Raw genomic sequence first — 16,768 nt, forward strand, 5'->3', positions numbered from 1 at the left:
GACCAGAGTATAGACCGCTGCGGTCGAAGCTGCGCCTCCCAGTGCGCACACCCCGATACGGTGGAAGGGTCACGCCGACTGCCATGGCCACCGGCCAGACGTTCACCACTCGCTAACCATGATTGCGAAGCACGACTGTCATGCACATTTGCCGGCTTCTGGTGCAACGCAGCATCTTGAATAATAAGCACGCTTATTATATATGCCGCTCATGGTTTCTGATGGCATAGACAGATTGGGCTTCTTGATCCACGACGTGCAGCGCCTGATGCGCAAGCGCTTCGAGGCGAGAGCCAGTGGCTTGGGGCTTTCTTCGGCGCAATGGCGGCTTCTGGTCCGCGTTGCCAAGGAAGACGGTGTCGCGCAGGCGCGGCTGGCCGAACTTCTCGAAATCGAGCCGATCAGCGTTTCGCGCCTGGTCGACCGCATGGAGGAGGGGGGCTGGATCGAGCGTCGCTCCGACGCCGCCGATCGCCGCGTCCGCATGATCTTCCTGACGCCCAAGGCGAGTGACGCCTACGCCGTGATCAAGAGCATTGCCGGAGAAGTCTATGAGGAATCGCTGGTCGGCGTGAAGCCGGAAGCCCGTCGCGTCCTTATCGAGGGGCTTGAGGCGATGGTCCGCAACCTGACTGACGACGAGACGCCGTCCATAGAAAAAGTGAAGAATACGGAGGGCGCAGCAGCATGAACGCCGTAGCCAAGATAGACGACAAGGTGACCGAACTGGAAGTGGAAGCGCCGGCTCAGCCGGCCGCGGCCCCGGCGGCGGTTGCTCCTCCGGTGCAGCCAGCCCCGGCGCCGGTGAAGAAAAAGCGCCGGCTGGGCCGCTCTTTGCTGATGGTTGCGCTGCCTGCGGCACTGGCTATCGGCGGCGGTTACGTCTGGGTCACCGGCGGCCGCTACCAGGAGACGGAGAACGCCAATCTGCAGCAGGCCAAGGTGTCGATCGCTTCCGATACGGCGGGCCGCATCGTTCAGGTCGACATTGCCGACAACCAGCTGGTCAGGCAGGGTGATGTGCTGTTTGCCATCGACCCTGAGCCCTACCGGATCGCACTGGCTCAGGCCGACGCGGCGGTGGCGGGCGCTCGTCTCAATGTCGAGCAGCTGCGCGCGGCCTATGGCCAGTCGATGGCTCAGCAAAAGTCCGATGCCAGTGAGGTCGCCTTCGCCCAGTCGCAGTTCGACCGCGCCGCCGACCTTGCCCAGAAGGGCATCAACGCCAAGTCGTCGCTCGATCAGGCCAAGAACGATCTCGACAAGGCAAAGCAGCAGCTGGCCGTTGCCGAGCAAGGCATCATCAGCGCCAAGGCCGCACTTGGTGGCAATCCCGACATCGAGACCGGCAAGCATCCGACCGTGATGGCCGCGCTCGCCGCACGCGACAAGGCGGCCTACGACCTGGCGCAGACTACGGTCAAGGCGCCGGCCGACGGCGTCGTCAGCCAGGCCTCATCGTTCAAGGTCGGTCAGTATGTCGGTTCCGGCACGCCGCTGTTTGCGCTGGTCGAGACCGGCGACACCTGGATCGAAGCCAATTTCAAGGAAACCCAGCTCACCGACATGAAGTCCGGCCAGAAGGCCGAGATCGTAGTCGACACCTATCCGGGGCGCACCTTCGAGGCGACGGTCAAGGCGATCGGTGCCGGCACGGGAGCCGAGTTCTCGCTGCTGCCGGCGCAGAATGCCACCGGCAACTGGGTCAAGGTCACGCAGCGCATTCCGGTGCGCTTGGAACTGACCGATGCCGACGCCAAGATGGCGTTGCGCACCGGCATGAGCGCGACTGTTACCGTCGACACCGGCGTGGCGCGCGGGTTTCCCGCCATATTCGGCCACGCCACGGCGGGCGAGGCGGCGGAGTAAAATCGGCGGAAGCCCGTGGGGAACCAAGCGGGTGGAAGCCAGTGGCAGGATTGGTCTGAAGGGAGGAGTGGGAAGGATCAGCGTTTGGTTGGAGCCGCGTCGCGACTCGACCGGAATCTGAAACCTTCGACACGGACCCGTCGGTCCTCATGTTTCCGGGCGGCAGGCATCCGCTCAATCGAGACTTTCGGTCGATGTAACCCCCACATCGATAAATCGCGTCCCACCGCGATGAGGGTCTCTCAACGGAAGGCCTTGCCGCCCGGAAACCCACCGTACACGATTTTGTTACCTGCCGGAAGTTCCGCATCATGAGCACGCCCGAACCCTTCAAAGAAGTGCCGCATCGTGGCCTGATCACGGTCGCGCTCATGCTGGCGACGATCATGCAGGCGCTCGACACGACGATCGCCAACGTCGCGCTGCCGACCATGACCGGCGATCTCGGCGCCTCTCCGGACAACATCAACTGGGTGCTGACCTCATACATCGTTGCCGCCGCCATCATGACGCCGGTCACCGGCTGGCTGGCCGACCGCTTCGGCCGCAAGGAACTGTTCCTGACGGCGGTGGTCGGCTTCACGGTGTTCTCGATGCTGTGCGGCATCGCCTGGAGCCTGGAGAGCATAGTGTTCTTCCGGCTGATGCAAGGCGTGTTCGGCGCCGCGATCGTGCCGTTGTCGCAGACCTTCCTGCTCGACATCAACCCGAGGGAACGCCATGGCCAGGCGATGGCCATCTGGGGCGCCGGCATCATGCTGGGGCCAATTCTGGGCCCGACGCTCGGTGGCTGGCTGACCGAGAATTTCAACTGGCGCTGGGTGTTCTTCATCAACCTGCCGGTCGGCATTGTCGCCTTCCTCGGCATGGCCGCCTATTTGCCCGCTGTTGCTCGGCGGGTGCGCGGTTTCGATTTCTTCGGCTTCGCCATGATATCGCTCGGCGTCGGCGCGCTTCAGCTGCTGCTCGATCGGGGCGGCGAGGTCGACTGGTTTTCCTCGAATGAGATCTGGATCGAGCTTGGTCTTTCGCTGACCGGCTTCTGGGTGTTCATCATCCACACGGTGACGGCCGAACATCCCTTCATCGATCCCAAGATATTCCTCGACCGCAATTTCGTCACCGGGCTGGCGTTCATCTTCGTCATGGGTGTACTCATCCTGGCGAGCATGTCGCTGCTGCCGCCGATGCTGTCGACCATCTTCGGCTATCCGACCATCACCATTGGCGTTGTCCTTGGGCCACGTGGTGTCGGCACGATGATTTCGATGCTCGTCGTCGGGCGGCTCATGAGCAAGATCGACGCCAGGATCCTCGTCGTCATCGGCTTTCTGCTGACCGCGCAATCACTCTACACCATGTCCAGCTTCACGCCGCAGATGGACAACTGGCTGATCATCAGCTCCGGCGTGATCCAGGGCCTGGGAATGGGAATGGTGTTCGTGCCGCTGTCGACCGTGGCCTTCGCCACGCTTGACGTGCGCTTCCGCACCGATGCCACGGCCTTGTTCAGCTTGGTGCGCAATCTTGGCTCGTCCATTGGCGTGTCGGTGGTGACGGTTCTGATGGTGCGCAACACGCAGGTCAATCACACCGAGCTTTCGGCGTTCATCAATCCGTTCAACCCCAATCTGTGGGCGGTCTCGCCGGCGGCCGCAAGCGGCGATCCAATGGCGCTTTCGGAGGTTGATCGTATGGTCAATCTGCAGGCGATGATGATCTCCTACGTCAATGACTTCAAAATACTCATGGTGATGACCCTGATTTCCATTCCGTTTGTTTTCCTGCTGCGCAAGCCAAAACAGGCGCCGGCCGGTGGCGCACCGGCCGCCGCCCACATGGACTAGATGCCGTCGCCCTCGAGGCTGTAAGTCTCCAGGGCAACCAGTCTGGAGATCATGATCATGCAGCCTGCATTCCCGGTGGTCGATCTCGGGCGGTTCGAAAACTCCGGCACCGAGGAGAAAAGGCGCTCGGCGCCGAAGTTCAAGGCGACAACCAAGTAGGGCTAGGCACGGGTCATGTAGCGGCGATTGTCGGCCGAATTCATCCTGATATTGAAGAATACTGAGCCTGGAAGCTCAAAATAGGTTCGAGAACAGTCCTTTTTGATCAGGTATCCAGGATCCACGGCTCCGATTTCTATCTGGTTCATCTGCTATTAGTATTTCAGTAACACTATGGGCAGACTTTCCGTTTGCAAGCGAGCGGTTTTTTTCCAGACACCAAACCGGAGGAACTCTGTTTGGTCACGAAATCATCCAGGCTGGCCACCAAGGCGCCCGAGTCGAACGGTCTGGCCGTACTGGCAAAACTGGCGACTGCTTCCTACGAAACCCTTGAGCACGAGCTTCGGGCTACGATCGTCGGACTCGAAGGGCAGGCGCTCCGATTCAAGACGGTGATCGACAACATCTCGCAAGGCATCTGCTTTTTCGACGCCGATGAACGGCTGATCCTGTCCAACCGTCGCTATGCGGAGATCTACCGCATTGCGCCCGAGCAATTGCAGCCGGGCCTGATATTGAGCGAAATCATCGAACGCCGCGTCGCTGCCAGGACATCTGCGATGGCTACCGACGCCTATCTCGCGTTGGCCCGGTCGGTCAATTCGGGCAAGGCTTCGAGGGTCTGGACAGCCAACCTTGTCGACGGTCGGACAATTCAGGTCTGCCACCAACCTATGCCCGATGGCAGTTGGGTGGCCACCCATGAGGACATTACGGAACTCACGGCGAATCGTCTGATTGCGGACGAACGCATTTCGCTGCAAACACTGATCGACTGGGTGCCCGCCTATCTGTGGGTCAAGGACACCGAAAGCCGCTTCGTCGTGGTCAACAGCGCCCTTGCGTCCGACAGTGGCCGGGAGCAGACAAGCGACATGATCGGTTTGACCGATTTTGATCTCCATGCCCCCGAACTTGCGCAGAAATTTTGCCTGATCGAGCAGAACGTCCTCAATAGCGGACAACCGATGATCGACGAGGAGGAGTTTGTTGTCGATGCGTCAGGCGCCGGCAAATGGCTCTCGTCGACGAAGGTGCCGTTGCGCAATGTCCAGAATGATATCTTCGGTCTGGTTGGCATCGCCCACGACATCACGGTCCGCAAGCAGGCGGACATCCTTCGAAACGGGCAGGCGAACATCCTGGAGATGATAGCGACGAGCGCTCCGCTCGAAGATGTGCTCGACCGCCTCATGTGCCTCGTTGAATCTCAGCTGACGGGGATATTCGGTTCCGTCTTGCTGCTAGACAAGGACGGCAGCCATTTGCGGCACGGCGCCGCGCCGAGCCTGGCGAAAGACTATACCGTTCTCATCGACGGGATCGCCATCGGTCCCAAGGTAGGGTCCTGTGGAACCGCCGTTTATCGGCGGGAGCCGGTCATTGTCGCCGACATCCTGCAGGATCCCCTCTGGGAAGATTACCGCGAGCTGGTGGCGCCCTACGGCTATCGTTCGTGCTGGTCGACCCCGATCCTGTCGCATCAAGGTGCCGTGTTGGGTGTCTTTGCGATGTATTCGATGACGGTGCGCGAACCGATCGAGGCCGAGACTCGGCTGATTGACTTCACGACGCGCATCGCCGGGATCGCGATCGAGCGCAAACTGGCTGAAGATCAGATCCACTTCATGGCCAATCACGATGTGCTGACGGGGCTTCCCAATCGCGCCTTGCTGGAGGACCGGCTTTCTCAAGCGATCTTGTACGCGCAGCGATACGATCGCTGGGTGACAGTGGTGTTCATCGATCTGGACAATTTCAAACTCGTCAATGACACGCTGGGCCACAATGCCGGAGACGAACTGCTGAAGACTGTCGCCGGCCGTATGGTTGAATGCGTAAGGGCGACCGATACCGTTGTGCGGCTTGGTGGCGACGAATTTGTCATCGTTCTGTTCGACCAGCCTACGAATGTCGATCTCATTTCGGAGACCTTGCAAATGATCCGGGCAGCGATTGCAGCGCCGGTTCATATCGGAGAGCATCACCTGAGGACGACGGCCAGCATCGGCATCGCAAACTACCCCAAGGATGGGGCGAGCTCGGAAACACTCCTGGCCAATGCCGATGCGGCCATGTATCGCGCAAAAGAGCTCGGCCGCGACAATTTCCAGTTTTACACTCCCGAATTCAACTCGAGGGCGCATGAAAAATTCGTGCTTCAGGAGGAATTGCGAAACGCCGTGGCCCGCTCGGAATTCGTGCTGCTCTATCAGCCGCAAGTCGATCTTCGCTCGGGGCGCGTCTTTGCGGTAGAAGCGTTGATACGCTGGAACCATCCGACACTGGGCGTGGTAACGCCGATGACGTTCATCCCGACCGCCGAGGAGACAGGTTTGATCGTGCCGATCGGCGACTGGGTTCTGCATGAAGCCTGTCGACAGAACAAGGCCTGGCAGGACGCGGGTCTGCCGCCGATGACCGTTTGCGTGAATGTGTCGGCACGACAATTCAAGGAAAAGAACCTGGTCGGACGTGTCGTCAATGCACTCAGGGACAGTGGCCTGGAGGCAAGCTATCTTGAGCTGGAGTTGACCGAAAGCCTCATCATGCAAGATACAGAATTGGCGGTCGCGACGATGAACGAACTGCAAAGCCTGGGCGTTCAGATCTCCATCGACGATTTCGGGACGGGCTATTCAAGCCTCAGCGCACTCAAGACGTTTCCGGTTGCGCGACTAAAGATCGATAAATCCTTCATCAACGACGTCGCCGAAGACGAAAACGATCAGGCTGTTGCCAGCGCCGTAATTTCGTTGGGTCAAAAGCTGAACATGAGGGTTATCGCCGAAGGCGTCGAAACCGACGATCAAATCGCCTTCCTGCTCAAAAACAATTGCGATGAAATGCAGGGCTATCATTTCAGCAAACCGGTCTCCGCACGGGACATCGAAAATTTGCTCAACCACAAGGATTGACGGATCAGCCGTCGGCCTACCACGCAGCTTGACGAAGAAGACAAGCGGCCGATGACGACATGCCGGCTCCCTATTTCCCGAGCACAAGGCTCCAGTAGCGCAGGGCGCTATCGCGGCCGTCGCGCACGTAGGCGAGGCCAAAGCGGGTGAAGCGCGGGTCGAGCATGTTGCGGCGATGGCCAGGTGAATGAACCCAGATATCGAACAGTTTCTGCTGATCGAAGCGGCCCTCGGCGATGTTCTCGGCGGCCGCGCCTGCGATGCCATTGCCCTTGACGCGCGAGGCAAAATCCTTGCCCCAGCCGGTGGTGTGGCTCATGCGGCCACGCCGCGCCATATAGCCGGCCTGCTGCAGGGCGGCCTGCTCGAGCTGTGGGTCGGTAACCAATGGCGGCAGCCCCGCCGAAGCGCGGATACTGGTCAATGTGCTGGTGGCGGAAGAGGAGACCCCGGCGCCTTCGCCGGTCGGCAGCACCGTGGTGGCGCAAGCAGCCAGCCCAGCCAGCGCGACGAGGCCGGCAGCCTTGAGCAGCACACGCCTGTTCAAATTTGCTTGTTGATTCTCGGTTTTTGCAACGCTCATGCCTGCCTGACATAGTCGCGATCATGGCTTTTGCCGGGCAGGCGATCAAATTGCGAAACTGCACAGCGATTGGAACCCTTGTGTTGGTTGGGTTATGCTGCGGATGTTCAATCGATGCCTTTCCTGCGTGCCGCAGCCAGAAGCTATTGGCGTGGTATGGTCGGCACGCAGGGTCTTTGCAGGGTTTTGTGGTTGCGTCACGCCTTGATCATGCTGGCGTCAAACTGATGCGCCTAAGTTTCCACAGCCGACGTGTCGATCGAGACGTGTGAGCGGCCGGCGCCGCCGAGACGTCAGGTCAAAACGTGGGAGGCGTCTCTCATTTCACCAGCGTGATCATCCGGTCGGCATACATTGCGCGATTTCCAAGCGCCGCCGCGCAGTCCGACTTGACGGATGAGTTTCCGGTCATCTGCACCGTCATGCCGACAAGCCTGAGGCAGTCGCCCTGGCCGCTCATATCAGAATTACCGGCGTAGGAAATCGGCGCGTCCGGCGCGTAGATGAAACCGCTGAGCGCGGAATTTGCGCCGCCGTTCAGCGTCAAGGCAGACGTATTCCCGTGGTCCTGAAAAATAGTGATGCCGGCATAAGTGCCGCTGGTCGGCGGGGACAGGTTCACCGTCTCATTGGCATTTATGTAGATCTGCGCGCTTTCCATGAGGAATATCGTCACGCCCTGGCCAGTCAGGCTGCCGTTTCCCCCGGGCTTGATGGTGGTGCCGCGCATGATGTAGACGCCCGGATTGAGCGTGATATTTCCCGACAATGTCTTGTCGCAGTAAGTGCCGGGCGACAGCGTGTAGGTTTTGCCGTTCGGGACCGGCAAACACAATGTGTAGGGGGGAGGAATGACGTCGGCCAGTGGATCAAAAGATGCGTATTGATGTTCGTGCGGCGTTCCGCAGGTGAGACTGGCGCTGGGTGGCAAGAGCCCGCTGGTGCCGCCGACGGTTGAGACACAGCCCGCTGAAACCAGAGCGGAGCCGCCCCTATTGACGGCATCGGACGCGTCCGAGTTCGCCGCGATCACGCAACTGTCCATCGAGACATTGGTCGAGCCTTGCAGGCTTACGGCGGCGGACGCATGCGGATCGAGCGCCAGCACGCAGGCCTGCGCGCCAGGTTTTATCTTGACCGAGGCCGTGCGGTAGGCCTGCCAGGGGGCCGAGTCACCGATGAAGCTTGGGCGGCTTATACTGGACGACAGCGAGATAAAGTAGGCGCTTGGGCTGCCGCTGGCCGTTGCCGCGAAAGCGGAGACGCTGCCCGAATATTCCTGCGGGTCGGCCGCGCTCATGTTTGCGGCGAAGAATTGCAGCCCAAACTGACGAACATCGTCAGCCGTCATATCGGGAGAGAACTTCGTGCCGATGGCCAGCCCCGCCGCGTCCAGGGAGTTCTGTAGTTGCGCGGCGTCATGGCTCGTGCCGACCAGATCAATGGCGCCGGCCACACCAAGCATCATCGGTAGCGTCGCTACAACGGTCGCCATGGCAAAGTTGCCGCGCTCCGAAGACCAGAAGCCTTTCAATGCGAACATCGCCCCTCGCCAAACCTTGTAAAGCCCAAGCGATACGACAGGGGTCTCTACGGGCCATTTCAGTAAATGCTAAAATGCGAAATGCTAAAATGCAGCGCAATGGTCGGCCAAAAACGAAAGCCTGCCAAGGCACGGCCATATGAGAGGCGCCAGGGAGGGATGAACATAACCAGGAACTGCTCCAGGCCACTGACGCGGCGACAACCAGCGCCAAGTCTGTTATCGTGACTCTCGTTCTACTAGTGGCAGCTGCGGGCGGCCATCCAGGCGATGACCGCCCCCGACTCACGGGAGGAAGGTTATGGCCGGCTTTCATGTCATGGCGGACGCACGCGGAATGCACGTGCAGCCCACGGTGCGCCTTATCACCACGGCGGATCTCAGGGATGCGCTGCGCCTCGGCGCCGAGGATTTCTGGGCAAAACCGTCGCACTACGTGTTCCTGTGCCTGATCTACCCCGTCGTCGGCCTGATCCTGACGCGATGGACGTCCGGCGCCAACGCCATCCAGCTCATCTATCCCCTGATGTCGGGGTTCGCACTGGTCGGTCCGTTTGCCGCCCTCGGTCTTTACGAGATCAGCCGCCGGCGCGAGCTCGGCATGAACACTTCCTGGCGGCATGCTCTCGACGTGCGCCGCTCGCCGGCGATTCCGTCGATCGCGGTGATCGGTATCATGCTGGTGGCGCTGTTCCTGTTGTGGCTCTACACCGCGCAGTCGATCTACACCGGTCTGTTCGGCGACCAGCCGCCGGCATCGATCGGCAGCTTTGTCCGCGAGGTGCTAACGACCGGCAAGGGCTGGACGCTGATCCTCGCCGGCAACGCCGCCGGTTTCGTCTTCGCCGTGGTCGTGCTCGCCACCACCGTGGTTGCCTTTCCACTGCTGCTCGACCGCGATGTCGGCGCCGTTTCGGCCATCGAGACCTCGGCGCGCGCGGTGATGGCAAACCCGCTGCAGATGGCACTGTGGGGGTTGTTGGTTGCCGTGCTGCTGGTGATCGGCTCGATCCCGCTGTTTGCCGGGCTCGCAGTGGTCATGCCGGTGCTCGGCCATGCCACCTGGCATCTCTACCGCAAGGTGGTCGAGCCGGAGCGGGCGCAGCAAATCCGGCGGCCGATGTAGGCAAGCCGTACGATCCTGGCAACATAGCCGATGCGACCGCTGCTTTGCAGTTTCGCTCTCAGCGTTGCGCGTCGGTCGCCATCTTCAGCGCGAGCGCCATCAGCACGGTGCCTATCATCCAGCGCTGGATGACCAGCCACAATGGCCGTCCGGCGAGGAAAGTGGCAATCGAGCCGGCCGTCACCGCGATGATGGCATTGACGCTGAGGCTGATCGATATCTGCGTCGCACCGAGCACCAGAAGCTGCGACAGGACATGGCCCTTGTCCAGGCTGATGAACTGCGGCAGCAGCGACAGATAGAGCACGGCCACCTTCGGATTGAGCAGATTGGTCATCAGGCCCATGGCGAACAGCTTGCGCGGCCGGTCCCTCGGCAACTCGCGCACTTGGAATGGCGAGCGTCCGCCCGGCTTCACCGCTTGCCAGGCGAGCCACAAGAGATAGAGCACACCGGCAAAGCGCAGCGCGTCATACGCATAAGGCACGGCAAGCAGCAGCGCGGTGATGCCGAATGCCGCCGCCAGCACATAGAAGACAAAGCCGAGCGCCACGCCACCAAGTGAGATCAGCCCCGCCTTTGGCCCTTGCGACAGGGAACGCGAGATCAGGTAGATCATGTTGGGGCCTGGCGTCAGCACCATGCCGAGGCAGACCAGCGCGAAGGCGAGATGGTTGGCGGTTTCGGGCATCTGTTCGTTTCCCTGTGCATCGCGGTACGGAAGCGAGCGGCCAATATCTGCCCGCACCGGCAGGCAACCGCAAGAGCATGGCGGCGCCAGCCGTTGCGCCAGAGGGCTGCCAGTGCATGTCGCCCAAAAGTGGCCCGGTTTTGGGAGAACGACATGCATAAAAACAAAGACCTAAAGCGCGTCGCCTGAATCCGTTCAAACGCGACGCGCTTTAGTGCCTTCGGATCAGCTGACGACGCGCAGGTTCGACAATTCGTTGCCGATTTCCTTGAAATCGTTCGACAAGGTGGCGCCCGTGGCGTTCCAGAACAGCTTGGCCGGCTTGCTCGCGTCCGTCGGATCCTTGCGGAAGCGCGAGTTCGACGAGCAGGATTTCAGCGCCGCGATCGCCGCTTGATCGGCGGTTTTGGTCGTGGACAGGTCGAGCGCCACCGTCATCACCATGATGTTGGCTGCCTTGGCGTTGTTGCAAAGCGTCGCCATATCTGCTCGTTGAGTGCGCCTGTGTAATTGCCGTTCGAATAGTCCAACTGGCCAATGGCGCTCGATGTGCCCAGAAACAGGCGGCCGACCGAAGTGCCGTTGTAGCCGGGGTTGAGATAGCCGTAGGACGCATAGGTCGACTTCGAATCGGCAGGGTCGGAGTAGCCGAGCGACGAAGGCGTGTAGTAGGTGTTGGCGCCGTCGGTCAGCACGATCACGACCTTGTCGTTGCCTCGTTCTGTTTCCGGGCGACCTTGCGTGAACGGCTCGCCGCTCGAAACCACCCGCCAGCCCCAGGCCATGCCCTCGGGAACGCTGGTGCCGCCATTCGGCTGCATCAGGTCGATCGCTGCCTTGATCGAGGTGAGTCCGGCGGCGACGCTGACATCGGTCAATGGCGTGATCGGGTTGGTGGTGCAGCTGTAGTTCGGACCGTTGCCAGCCGGCAGCGCCGGCGCATCGATCGGCCGCGGCTGAAAATATTTGGCCATGTTGCGCAGCCGGGATTGGCCGGTGCTGCTCGTCGGGTCGTCATTCCACCAGCTGTTCACAGCGCCATAGGTTGTCGGCATGGCCTCATCGGGATCCTGGGTGAGCTTCCAATGATTGCCTGGTTCGTCCGGGGCGAACATCGGCACGAACATCGTTGCCGGATCGCCGACGCCTATGCCGGTGTTCGCCGAGCCGCCGGACGGCGGCGCGTCGTTGACATTGTAGGGGTGGGGCCGGGACTCGACACAGCCCTGCCAACTGGCGAACGGGCCATAGGAATCGATGTAGTCGTACTCGTCGTGGTTTCGCTTGCAGGTGTTGTTCGAGTTGTACTCGTCGCACACCACGCGCTTGCTGTTGGTGACACGCTCGTGGTTGGTGACGACTTTCATGTCGTGGTAGAGCGAAAACCGGGTCAGCATCTGGCCTTCATCGGCACCCCATCCGGAGCCGCGCTTGTACCAGATGCCGTTGGTCTGCTGGGCGTATTTGGCCGCCGCGTTCAGCGTCGACCAGTCGAAGTTCTCGTTCGATACCGGCGACAGGCCTTCGGTGTCCATCCAGGATGCATTGCCGTTGCTGGCACCGACATTGACCGAGGCGGCAAACGGCACGAGGCCGAATTGCACCGGCTTTTCGACCTGCTTGATCATTGCCGCTTGCTGGGCCAGCGTGTCGACCAGCTGTTTGGCCGCAGTTTTGAGAAGATCGATGCGCTTTTGCCCCGAGCCGGTTCCGGTGGTGGTCATCGATCCGGAATTGTCGAGCACCAGGGCAACTTCCAGAGTGTTCTTCAACCGCACTTCCGAGGTGACGTCGAAGCTGATCTTCTGGTTCGCGTCGGTTTGGGATTTGCCGACGAGCTGGCCGAAGGCAGGATAGAAATAGGGCTTGTAGTCAAGCCGCGCGCTCATCTTGAGCAAGCCGCCGCCCGTGGTGTTGCTTGGCAAGGTGACATTGAGCGTCGTGTTGGCGGGATCGACGTTGTTGAGGTTGGCGTTGAAGAAGTCGAGCGCATAGGCTCTCAACTGGTCGTCGGTCGCACCTTCCGTCAGCCGTCGCGCCGTGGCGAAGTTGGCGGCATCGAGCGCATTCAACACCGCCTGCTTTTCACGATTCATCTCGGTGAAGTCGACCGCCATCGCCAGGCCGCCCATCAGCGGAACCATCGCAACGACCGTCATAAGAGCATAGTTGCCGCGTTTGTCGCGGCAGAACCGACGCCAGAGTTCATACATATATTGCTGCGGCCCCCGCCGGCGGATTCTTGACCAGGCGTCAACTTTCCACAAAACGCTGAAGGACGGGTTTGGGAAACCGCTCGATTGCTTGGTCCGCGCTTCACCAACCGCTAACCAATCCGGCAACCTCGCTCATCATCCGATGTGGATCACCTCACGGGCCTGTGGACATCTCGCGTTGGCAAAAAGGCCGATCAACTGATGATACGCAGGCGTCCGGGCGAAAGCTGGTGACAGGTCGGGGCGGTTCGGCTAATCCGAACCGGCTGCGGCGAACCGTCGGCCGCGGTGCTCGCAATGATCATGACTGAAGGAAACGGCATGGCGGCTTCGCCTGAAATCATCGGCTCGCTCGAAGACGTGTCGAAGGCTTATTCGGCAATCCTGTGCGATGTCTGGGGTGTGGTGCACAATGGCGAGAGGCACTTTCCTGTCGCAGCCTTGGCGCTGGCGAGGGCTCGAGGGGCAGCAATCCCCGTTGTCCTGATCACCAATTCGCCGCGCAGAAGTGCCGATGTGGTGGCGCAGATGAACGCGATCGGCGTGCCACCATCAGCCTACGACCGTGTCGTCACATCAGGCGACGTGACCCGCGACCTGATCGCCGAGGGCCCCCGAAAAATCTTCCATATTGGCGCTGACCGCGATTTCACGCTCTATGACGGTCTCGACGTCGAGCTTGTCGAGGAATTCGAGGCGTCCGGCGTCGTCTGCACCGGTCTGTTCGATGACGAGGTCGAAAAGCCCGAGGACTACACGGAGCTTCTGCGGCGGTTGCGCGCCAGGAACCTGCCCTTCATCTGTGCAAATCCCGATATCGTCGTCGAGCGCGGCGAGCGCATCATCTGGTGTGCCGGCGCGCTGGCACGCGACTATGCCCAGCTCGGCGGCCGCACATTGATCGCCGGAAAACCTTACGCGCCGGTCTATAACGTCGCGATGAAGGAGGTTGCGGAGCTTCTTGGCCGGCCGCTCGAGCGTTCGCAGGTGTTGGCCATCGGCGACGGCATGATGACCGACGTGAAGGGCGCGGTCGACAATGGTTTCGACGTTCTCTATGTGTCCGGCGGCATCCATGCACGCGATTATGGCGATGCATTGCAACCGGATCCGGCAAGGCTGGCGACCTTCCTGGAAAAGCATGGGTATCGTCCGGTGGCTGTCATTCCCAGACTGCGGTAGGTGACGATGGCAGCCTTCCAGCACATTTTGGCAACCGCGCCGCTGCCCGCCGATTTGCGTGGCGGCGTGGTGGCGATCGGCAATTTCGACGGTGTCCATCGCGGCCATCAGACGGTGCTCGAGCGAGCCCTGGCAGAGGCCGGGCGGCGCGGAGTACCAGCATTGGTGCTGACATTCGAACCGCATCCGCGCAAGGTCTTCAGGCCTGACATGCCGTTGTTCGTGCTGACGCCGCCGCCGATGAAGGCGCGGCTCCTGTCGCTGCTGGGGTTTGCCGCGCTCGTCGAGCAGCCGTTCACGCGCGACTTCGCCTCGCTGTCGGCGGAAGCATTCGTGACCGACGTGCTGGAAAAGAACCTTGGCATTACCCACGCCGTGACCGGGTTCGATTTCCATTTCGGCAAGGACCGTCAGGGCGGCCCGGCCTACCTGATGGCGGCCGGCGAGCGTCATGGCTTCGGCGTCACGCTCGTCGACGCCTTTCGTGACGAGGGCGCCGAGGTGGTATCGTCGAGCCGCATCCGCGGCTTGCTGAGCGAGGGCGCGGTGGCCGAGGCCGCCGGACTACTCGGCTATCGCTTCACCGTCGAAAGCGAGGTGGTGGGCGGCCAGCAGCTCGGCCGCACGCTTGGCTTTCCAACCGCGAATATGAGGCTTTCCGCGGAAGCTGCGCTCAAGGAGGGTATCTATGCCGTCCGCTTTCGTCGCGCCGACGGCACGCTTCACGACGGCGTCGCCAGCTTCGGCCGCCGCCCGACCGTCGACGACAATGGCGCGCCGCTGCTGGAAACCTTCGTCTTTGATTTCTCAGGCGACCTCTATGGCGAGGTCTGCCAGGTTTCCTTCTTCGGTTTCCTGCGCCCGGAGGTGAAGTTCGAAGGGCTCGATGCGCTGGTCGCGCAGATGAAGCGCGATGAAGCCGAAGCGCGCGCGCTGCTTGCAGGCGTCAGGCCGCTCTCCGTGCTCGACGCGGCCATGGCGTTCTAAGCATGATCCCGAAAAGTGGGAACCGGTTTTCGGATAAGATCATGCTCAGGCAAAAATCTACTTTTTCAGTGCCAGGCCGACGGCGATGAAGGTCCAACCCTGGAAGATCAGGTCGATGGCCAGAAAGAGCCCCAGCACCCACAGGCTGTTGACCGGCCAGCCCATGGCGATGATCAGGCCTGCAAGCGCGCTGATCACACCGGCCGCGACGATCCAGCCCCAGCCGCGTTCCGGCCTGTGGCTGTAGCCGACCCAGGCCCGGAGCACCCCGGAAGCGACAAGCGCGATCGCAAGCAGGAACGTCAACACCGCCGAAGCAAGCAGCGGATTGTCGAAGGCGAAAAATCCGGCGATGGCATAGAGCAGCCCGCTGAGCAGCCAGTAGAAGAAGCGGCTCCAGGTCTTGACGCCGAAGGCATGCACGATCTCGATGACGCCGGCCATCAGCATCAGCCATCCCACGACATAGACCGAAGCCACGGTGGCGATGAACAGATTGCCGAAGGCAATGCCGCCGAAGATGAGCAGCAGCACGCCGAGCGCGACGAACCATCCCCATTTTGTCCGTGTCTGTTCGATCGCGGTTCTCAAGGCGTCGCCATGCAGGGTCATTGTCGCCATCTCCATCGGGGGTCGCGGGATACTGCGCCCTGGAGGTTAGTCCCGGCGCCTGCCAACGTCCAGCCGATGGCGGGATCGCCGCAAACCGCGATCGGATGTCTCGCGTTTAAATCAAATTTTACCAAACGACGGCCAAAGCTTTCATCGGTAAACCGTGTGCGTTGTGTTAGTGGAGTGGCCATGAGTCCGGTCGGAAAAATCTCTGTGGTGTTGGCCGCTGCGGTGCTGGGTGGCGCGGGCGCTGCCAATGCGGGCGAGGGCAGCTGGCTGTCCGGCGACTGGTATCTGACCGTTGGCGCCACCGGCATGATCGCGCCGAATTTCGAGGGCGGCAAGAAATACCTGCTCAGCGCCTCGCCGATCATCTCGCTGGGCAAGGCAGGACCGGCGGCCCGCTTCACCTCACGCAACGACAACATCTCGCTGGCGCTGATCGACGATGGCGGCGTTCGCGCCGGTCTGACCGGCAAGTTCCTGTTTTCCCGTGACGACGACAATGCCGATGAACTGAAGGGCCTCGATCCGGTTCGCTGGGGTGGCGAGGTCGGCGGCTTCTTCGAATTCTATCCGACCGATTGGCTGCGCGCCCGCGCCGAACTGCGCCACGGCATTCGCGCCCATAACGGCTTTGTCGCCGATATCGCCGCTGACGCCTTCTACGATGTGACGCCAACAATCAGGATTTCGGGCGGACCGCGTGTGTCGTTCGCCTCGGCCAAGTATTTCGACGCCTATTACGGCGTCGACGCGCAGGAGGCCGTCGCCTCAGGCCTCAGCGAATATCATCCCGGCGGCGGGCTGAAATCGACCGGCCTCGGTGGCGCCATAACCTGGAAGGTGACGGAGCCGATGACCGCCAGCCTGTTCGGTGAATATTCGCGCCTGATGGGACCGGCGGCCGATTCCAGCCTGGTCAGGGAACGCGGCGACCGCAATCAGTTCGTGATCGGCGTGTCGACCACCTACCGCTTCGATTTTACGATGTAATCGAATCGAACGAGAGACACTTTATTCCTGCGCCTA

At 61.2% G+C, this 16,768-nt stretch carries 12 protein-coding genes and 1 pseudogene; 8 read left to right on the forward strand and 5 right to left on the reverse strand.

Annotated elements, in window-relative coordinates; all coding sequences use genetic code 11:
- Positions 1-211: 211 nt before the first annotated feature.
- The 4 genes from ACFFNA_RS37670 (at position 212) to ACFFNA_RS37685 (ending at position 6,796) form a co-directional block, all read left to right on the forward strand.
- Positions 212-691, forward strand: coding sequence for a MarR family winged helix-turn-helix transcriptional regulator (locus ACFFNA_RS37670; protein ID WP_027038640.1), 480 nt, complete (start codon positions 212-214; stop codon positions 689-691).
- Positions 688-1,869, forward strand: coding sequence for an HlyD family secretion protein (locus tag ACFFNA_RS37675; protein ID WP_378925187.1), 1,182 nt, complete (start codon positions 688-690; stop codon positions 1,867-1,869). The genes ACFFNA_RS37670 and ACFFNA_RS37675 overlap by 4 nt, the downstream gene beginning before the upstream one ends.
- 311 nt (positions 1,870-2,180) lie before the next feature.
- Positions 2,181-3,716 (forward strand): DHA2 family efflux MFS transporter permease subunit, encoded by a 1,536-nt coding sequence (locus tag ACFFNA_RS37680; protein WP_378925189.1) that lies wholly within the window; start codon positions 2,181-2,183, stop codon positions 3,714-3,716.
- A 350-nt stretch (positions 3,717-4,066) separates the two neighbouring features.
- Positions 4,067-6,796 carry an EAL domain-containing protein gene (locus ACFFNA_RS37685; protein ID WP_378925191.1) on the forward strand — a complete coding sequence of 910 codons (2,730 nt, stop codon included), beginning with the start codon at positions 4,067-4,069 and terminating at the stop codon, positions 6,794-6,796.
- A 70-nt stretch (positions 6,797-6,866) separates the two neighbouring features.
- Here the strand turns inward: ACFFNA_RS37685 and ACFFNA_RS37690 are convergent, their stop codons facing one another.
- Both ACFFNA_RS37690 and ACFFNA_RS37695 read right to left on the reverse strand, forming a co-directional pair.
- Positions 6,867-7,379 (reverse strand): CAP domain-containing protein, encoded by a 513-nt coding sequence (locus ACFFNA_RS37690; RefSeq protein WP_111545882.1) that lies wholly within the window; start codon positions 7,377-7,379, stop codon positions 6,867-6,869.
- 319 nt (positions 7,380-7,698) lie between these two features.
- A complete protein-coding gene (locus ACFFNA_RS37695; RefSeq protein WP_378925193.1) occupies positions 7,699-8,922 on the reverse strand; it encodes a TadE/TadG family type IV pilus assembly protein in 1,224 nt (407 codons plus the stop codon).
- Between the two features lie 301 nt (positions 8,923-9,223).
- Between ACFFNA_RS37695 and ACFFNA_RS37700 the strand changes: the two genes are divergently transcribed.
- The gene (locus ACFFNA_RS37700) at positions 9,224-10,048 is read left to right on the forward strand and encodes a DUF2189 domain-containing protein (protein WP_378925195.1); all 825 of its coding nucleotides are present in this window, start codon (positions 9,224-9,226) and stop codon (positions 10,046-10,048) included.
- 58 nt (positions 10,049-10,106) lie between these two features.
- On the opposite strand, the gene ACFFNA_RS37705 is transcribed toward ACFFNA_RS37700, so the two are convergent.
- Both ACFFNA_RS37705 and ACFFNA_RS37710 read right to left on the reverse strand, forming a co-directional pair.
- Positions 10,107-10,739 carry a LysE family translocator gene (locus ACFFNA_RS37705; RefSeq protein ID WP_378925196.1) on the reverse strand — a complete coding sequence of 211 codons (633 nt, stop codon included), beginning with the start codon at positions 10,737-10,739 and terminating at the stop codon, positions 10,107-10,109.
- Positions 10,740-10,964: 225 nt separating this feature from the next.
- Positions 10,965-12,952 (reverse strand): annotated as a pseudogene (locus ACFFNA_RS37710) (TadE/TadG family type IV pilus assembly protein).
- 324 nt (positions 12,953-13,276) lie between these two features.
- Here ACFFNA_RS37710 and ACFFNA_RS37715 point away from each other — a divergent pair.
- Both ACFFNA_RS37715 and ACFFNA_RS37720 read left to right on the forward strand, forming a co-directional pair.
- Positions 13,277-14,137 carry a TIGR01459 family HAD-type hydrolase gene (locus ACFFNA_RS37715; RefSeq protein ID WP_378925568.1) on the forward strand — a complete coding sequence of 287 codons (861 nt, stop codon included), beginning with the start codon at positions 13,277-13,279 and terminating at the stop codon, positions 14,135-14,137.
- A 6-nt stretch (positions 14,138-14,143) separates the two neighbouring features.
- Positions 14,144-15,124, forward strand: a complete 981-nt coding sequence (locus ACFFNA_RS37720; protein ID WP_378925198.1) for a bifunctional riboflavin kinase/FAD synthetase — start codon at positions 14,144-14,146, stop codon at positions 15,122-15,124.
- A gap of 57 nt (positions 15,125-15,181) precedes the next feature.
- On the opposite strand, the gene ACFFNA_RS37725 is transcribed toward ACFFNA_RS37720, so the two are convergent.
- On the reverse strand, positions 15,182-15,736 hold the full coding sequence (locus tag ACFFNA_RS37725; RefSeq protein WP_378925200.1) for an HdeD family acid-resistance protein: 555 nt from the start codon (positions 15,734-15,736) through the stop codon (positions 15,182-15,184).
- A 189-nt stretch (positions 15,737-15,925) separates the two neighbouring features.
- On the opposite strand from ACFFNA_RS37725, the gene ACFFNA_RS37730 reads away from it, so the two are divergent.
- Positions 15,926-16,732 (forward strand): MipA/OmpV family protein, encoded by an 807-nt coding sequence (locus tag ACFFNA_RS37730; protein WP_378925201.1) that lies wholly within the window; start codon positions 15,926-15,928, stop codon positions 16,730-16,732.
- Positions 16,733-16,768: the final 36 nt, after the last annotated feature.

The sequence above is a fragment of the Mesorhizobium kowhaii genome (genome assembly GCF_042431665.1).
Classification (GTDB): domain Bacteria; phylum Pseudomonadota; class Alphaproteobacteria; order Rhizobiales; family Rhizobiaceae; genus Mesorhizobium; species Mesorhizobium kowhaii.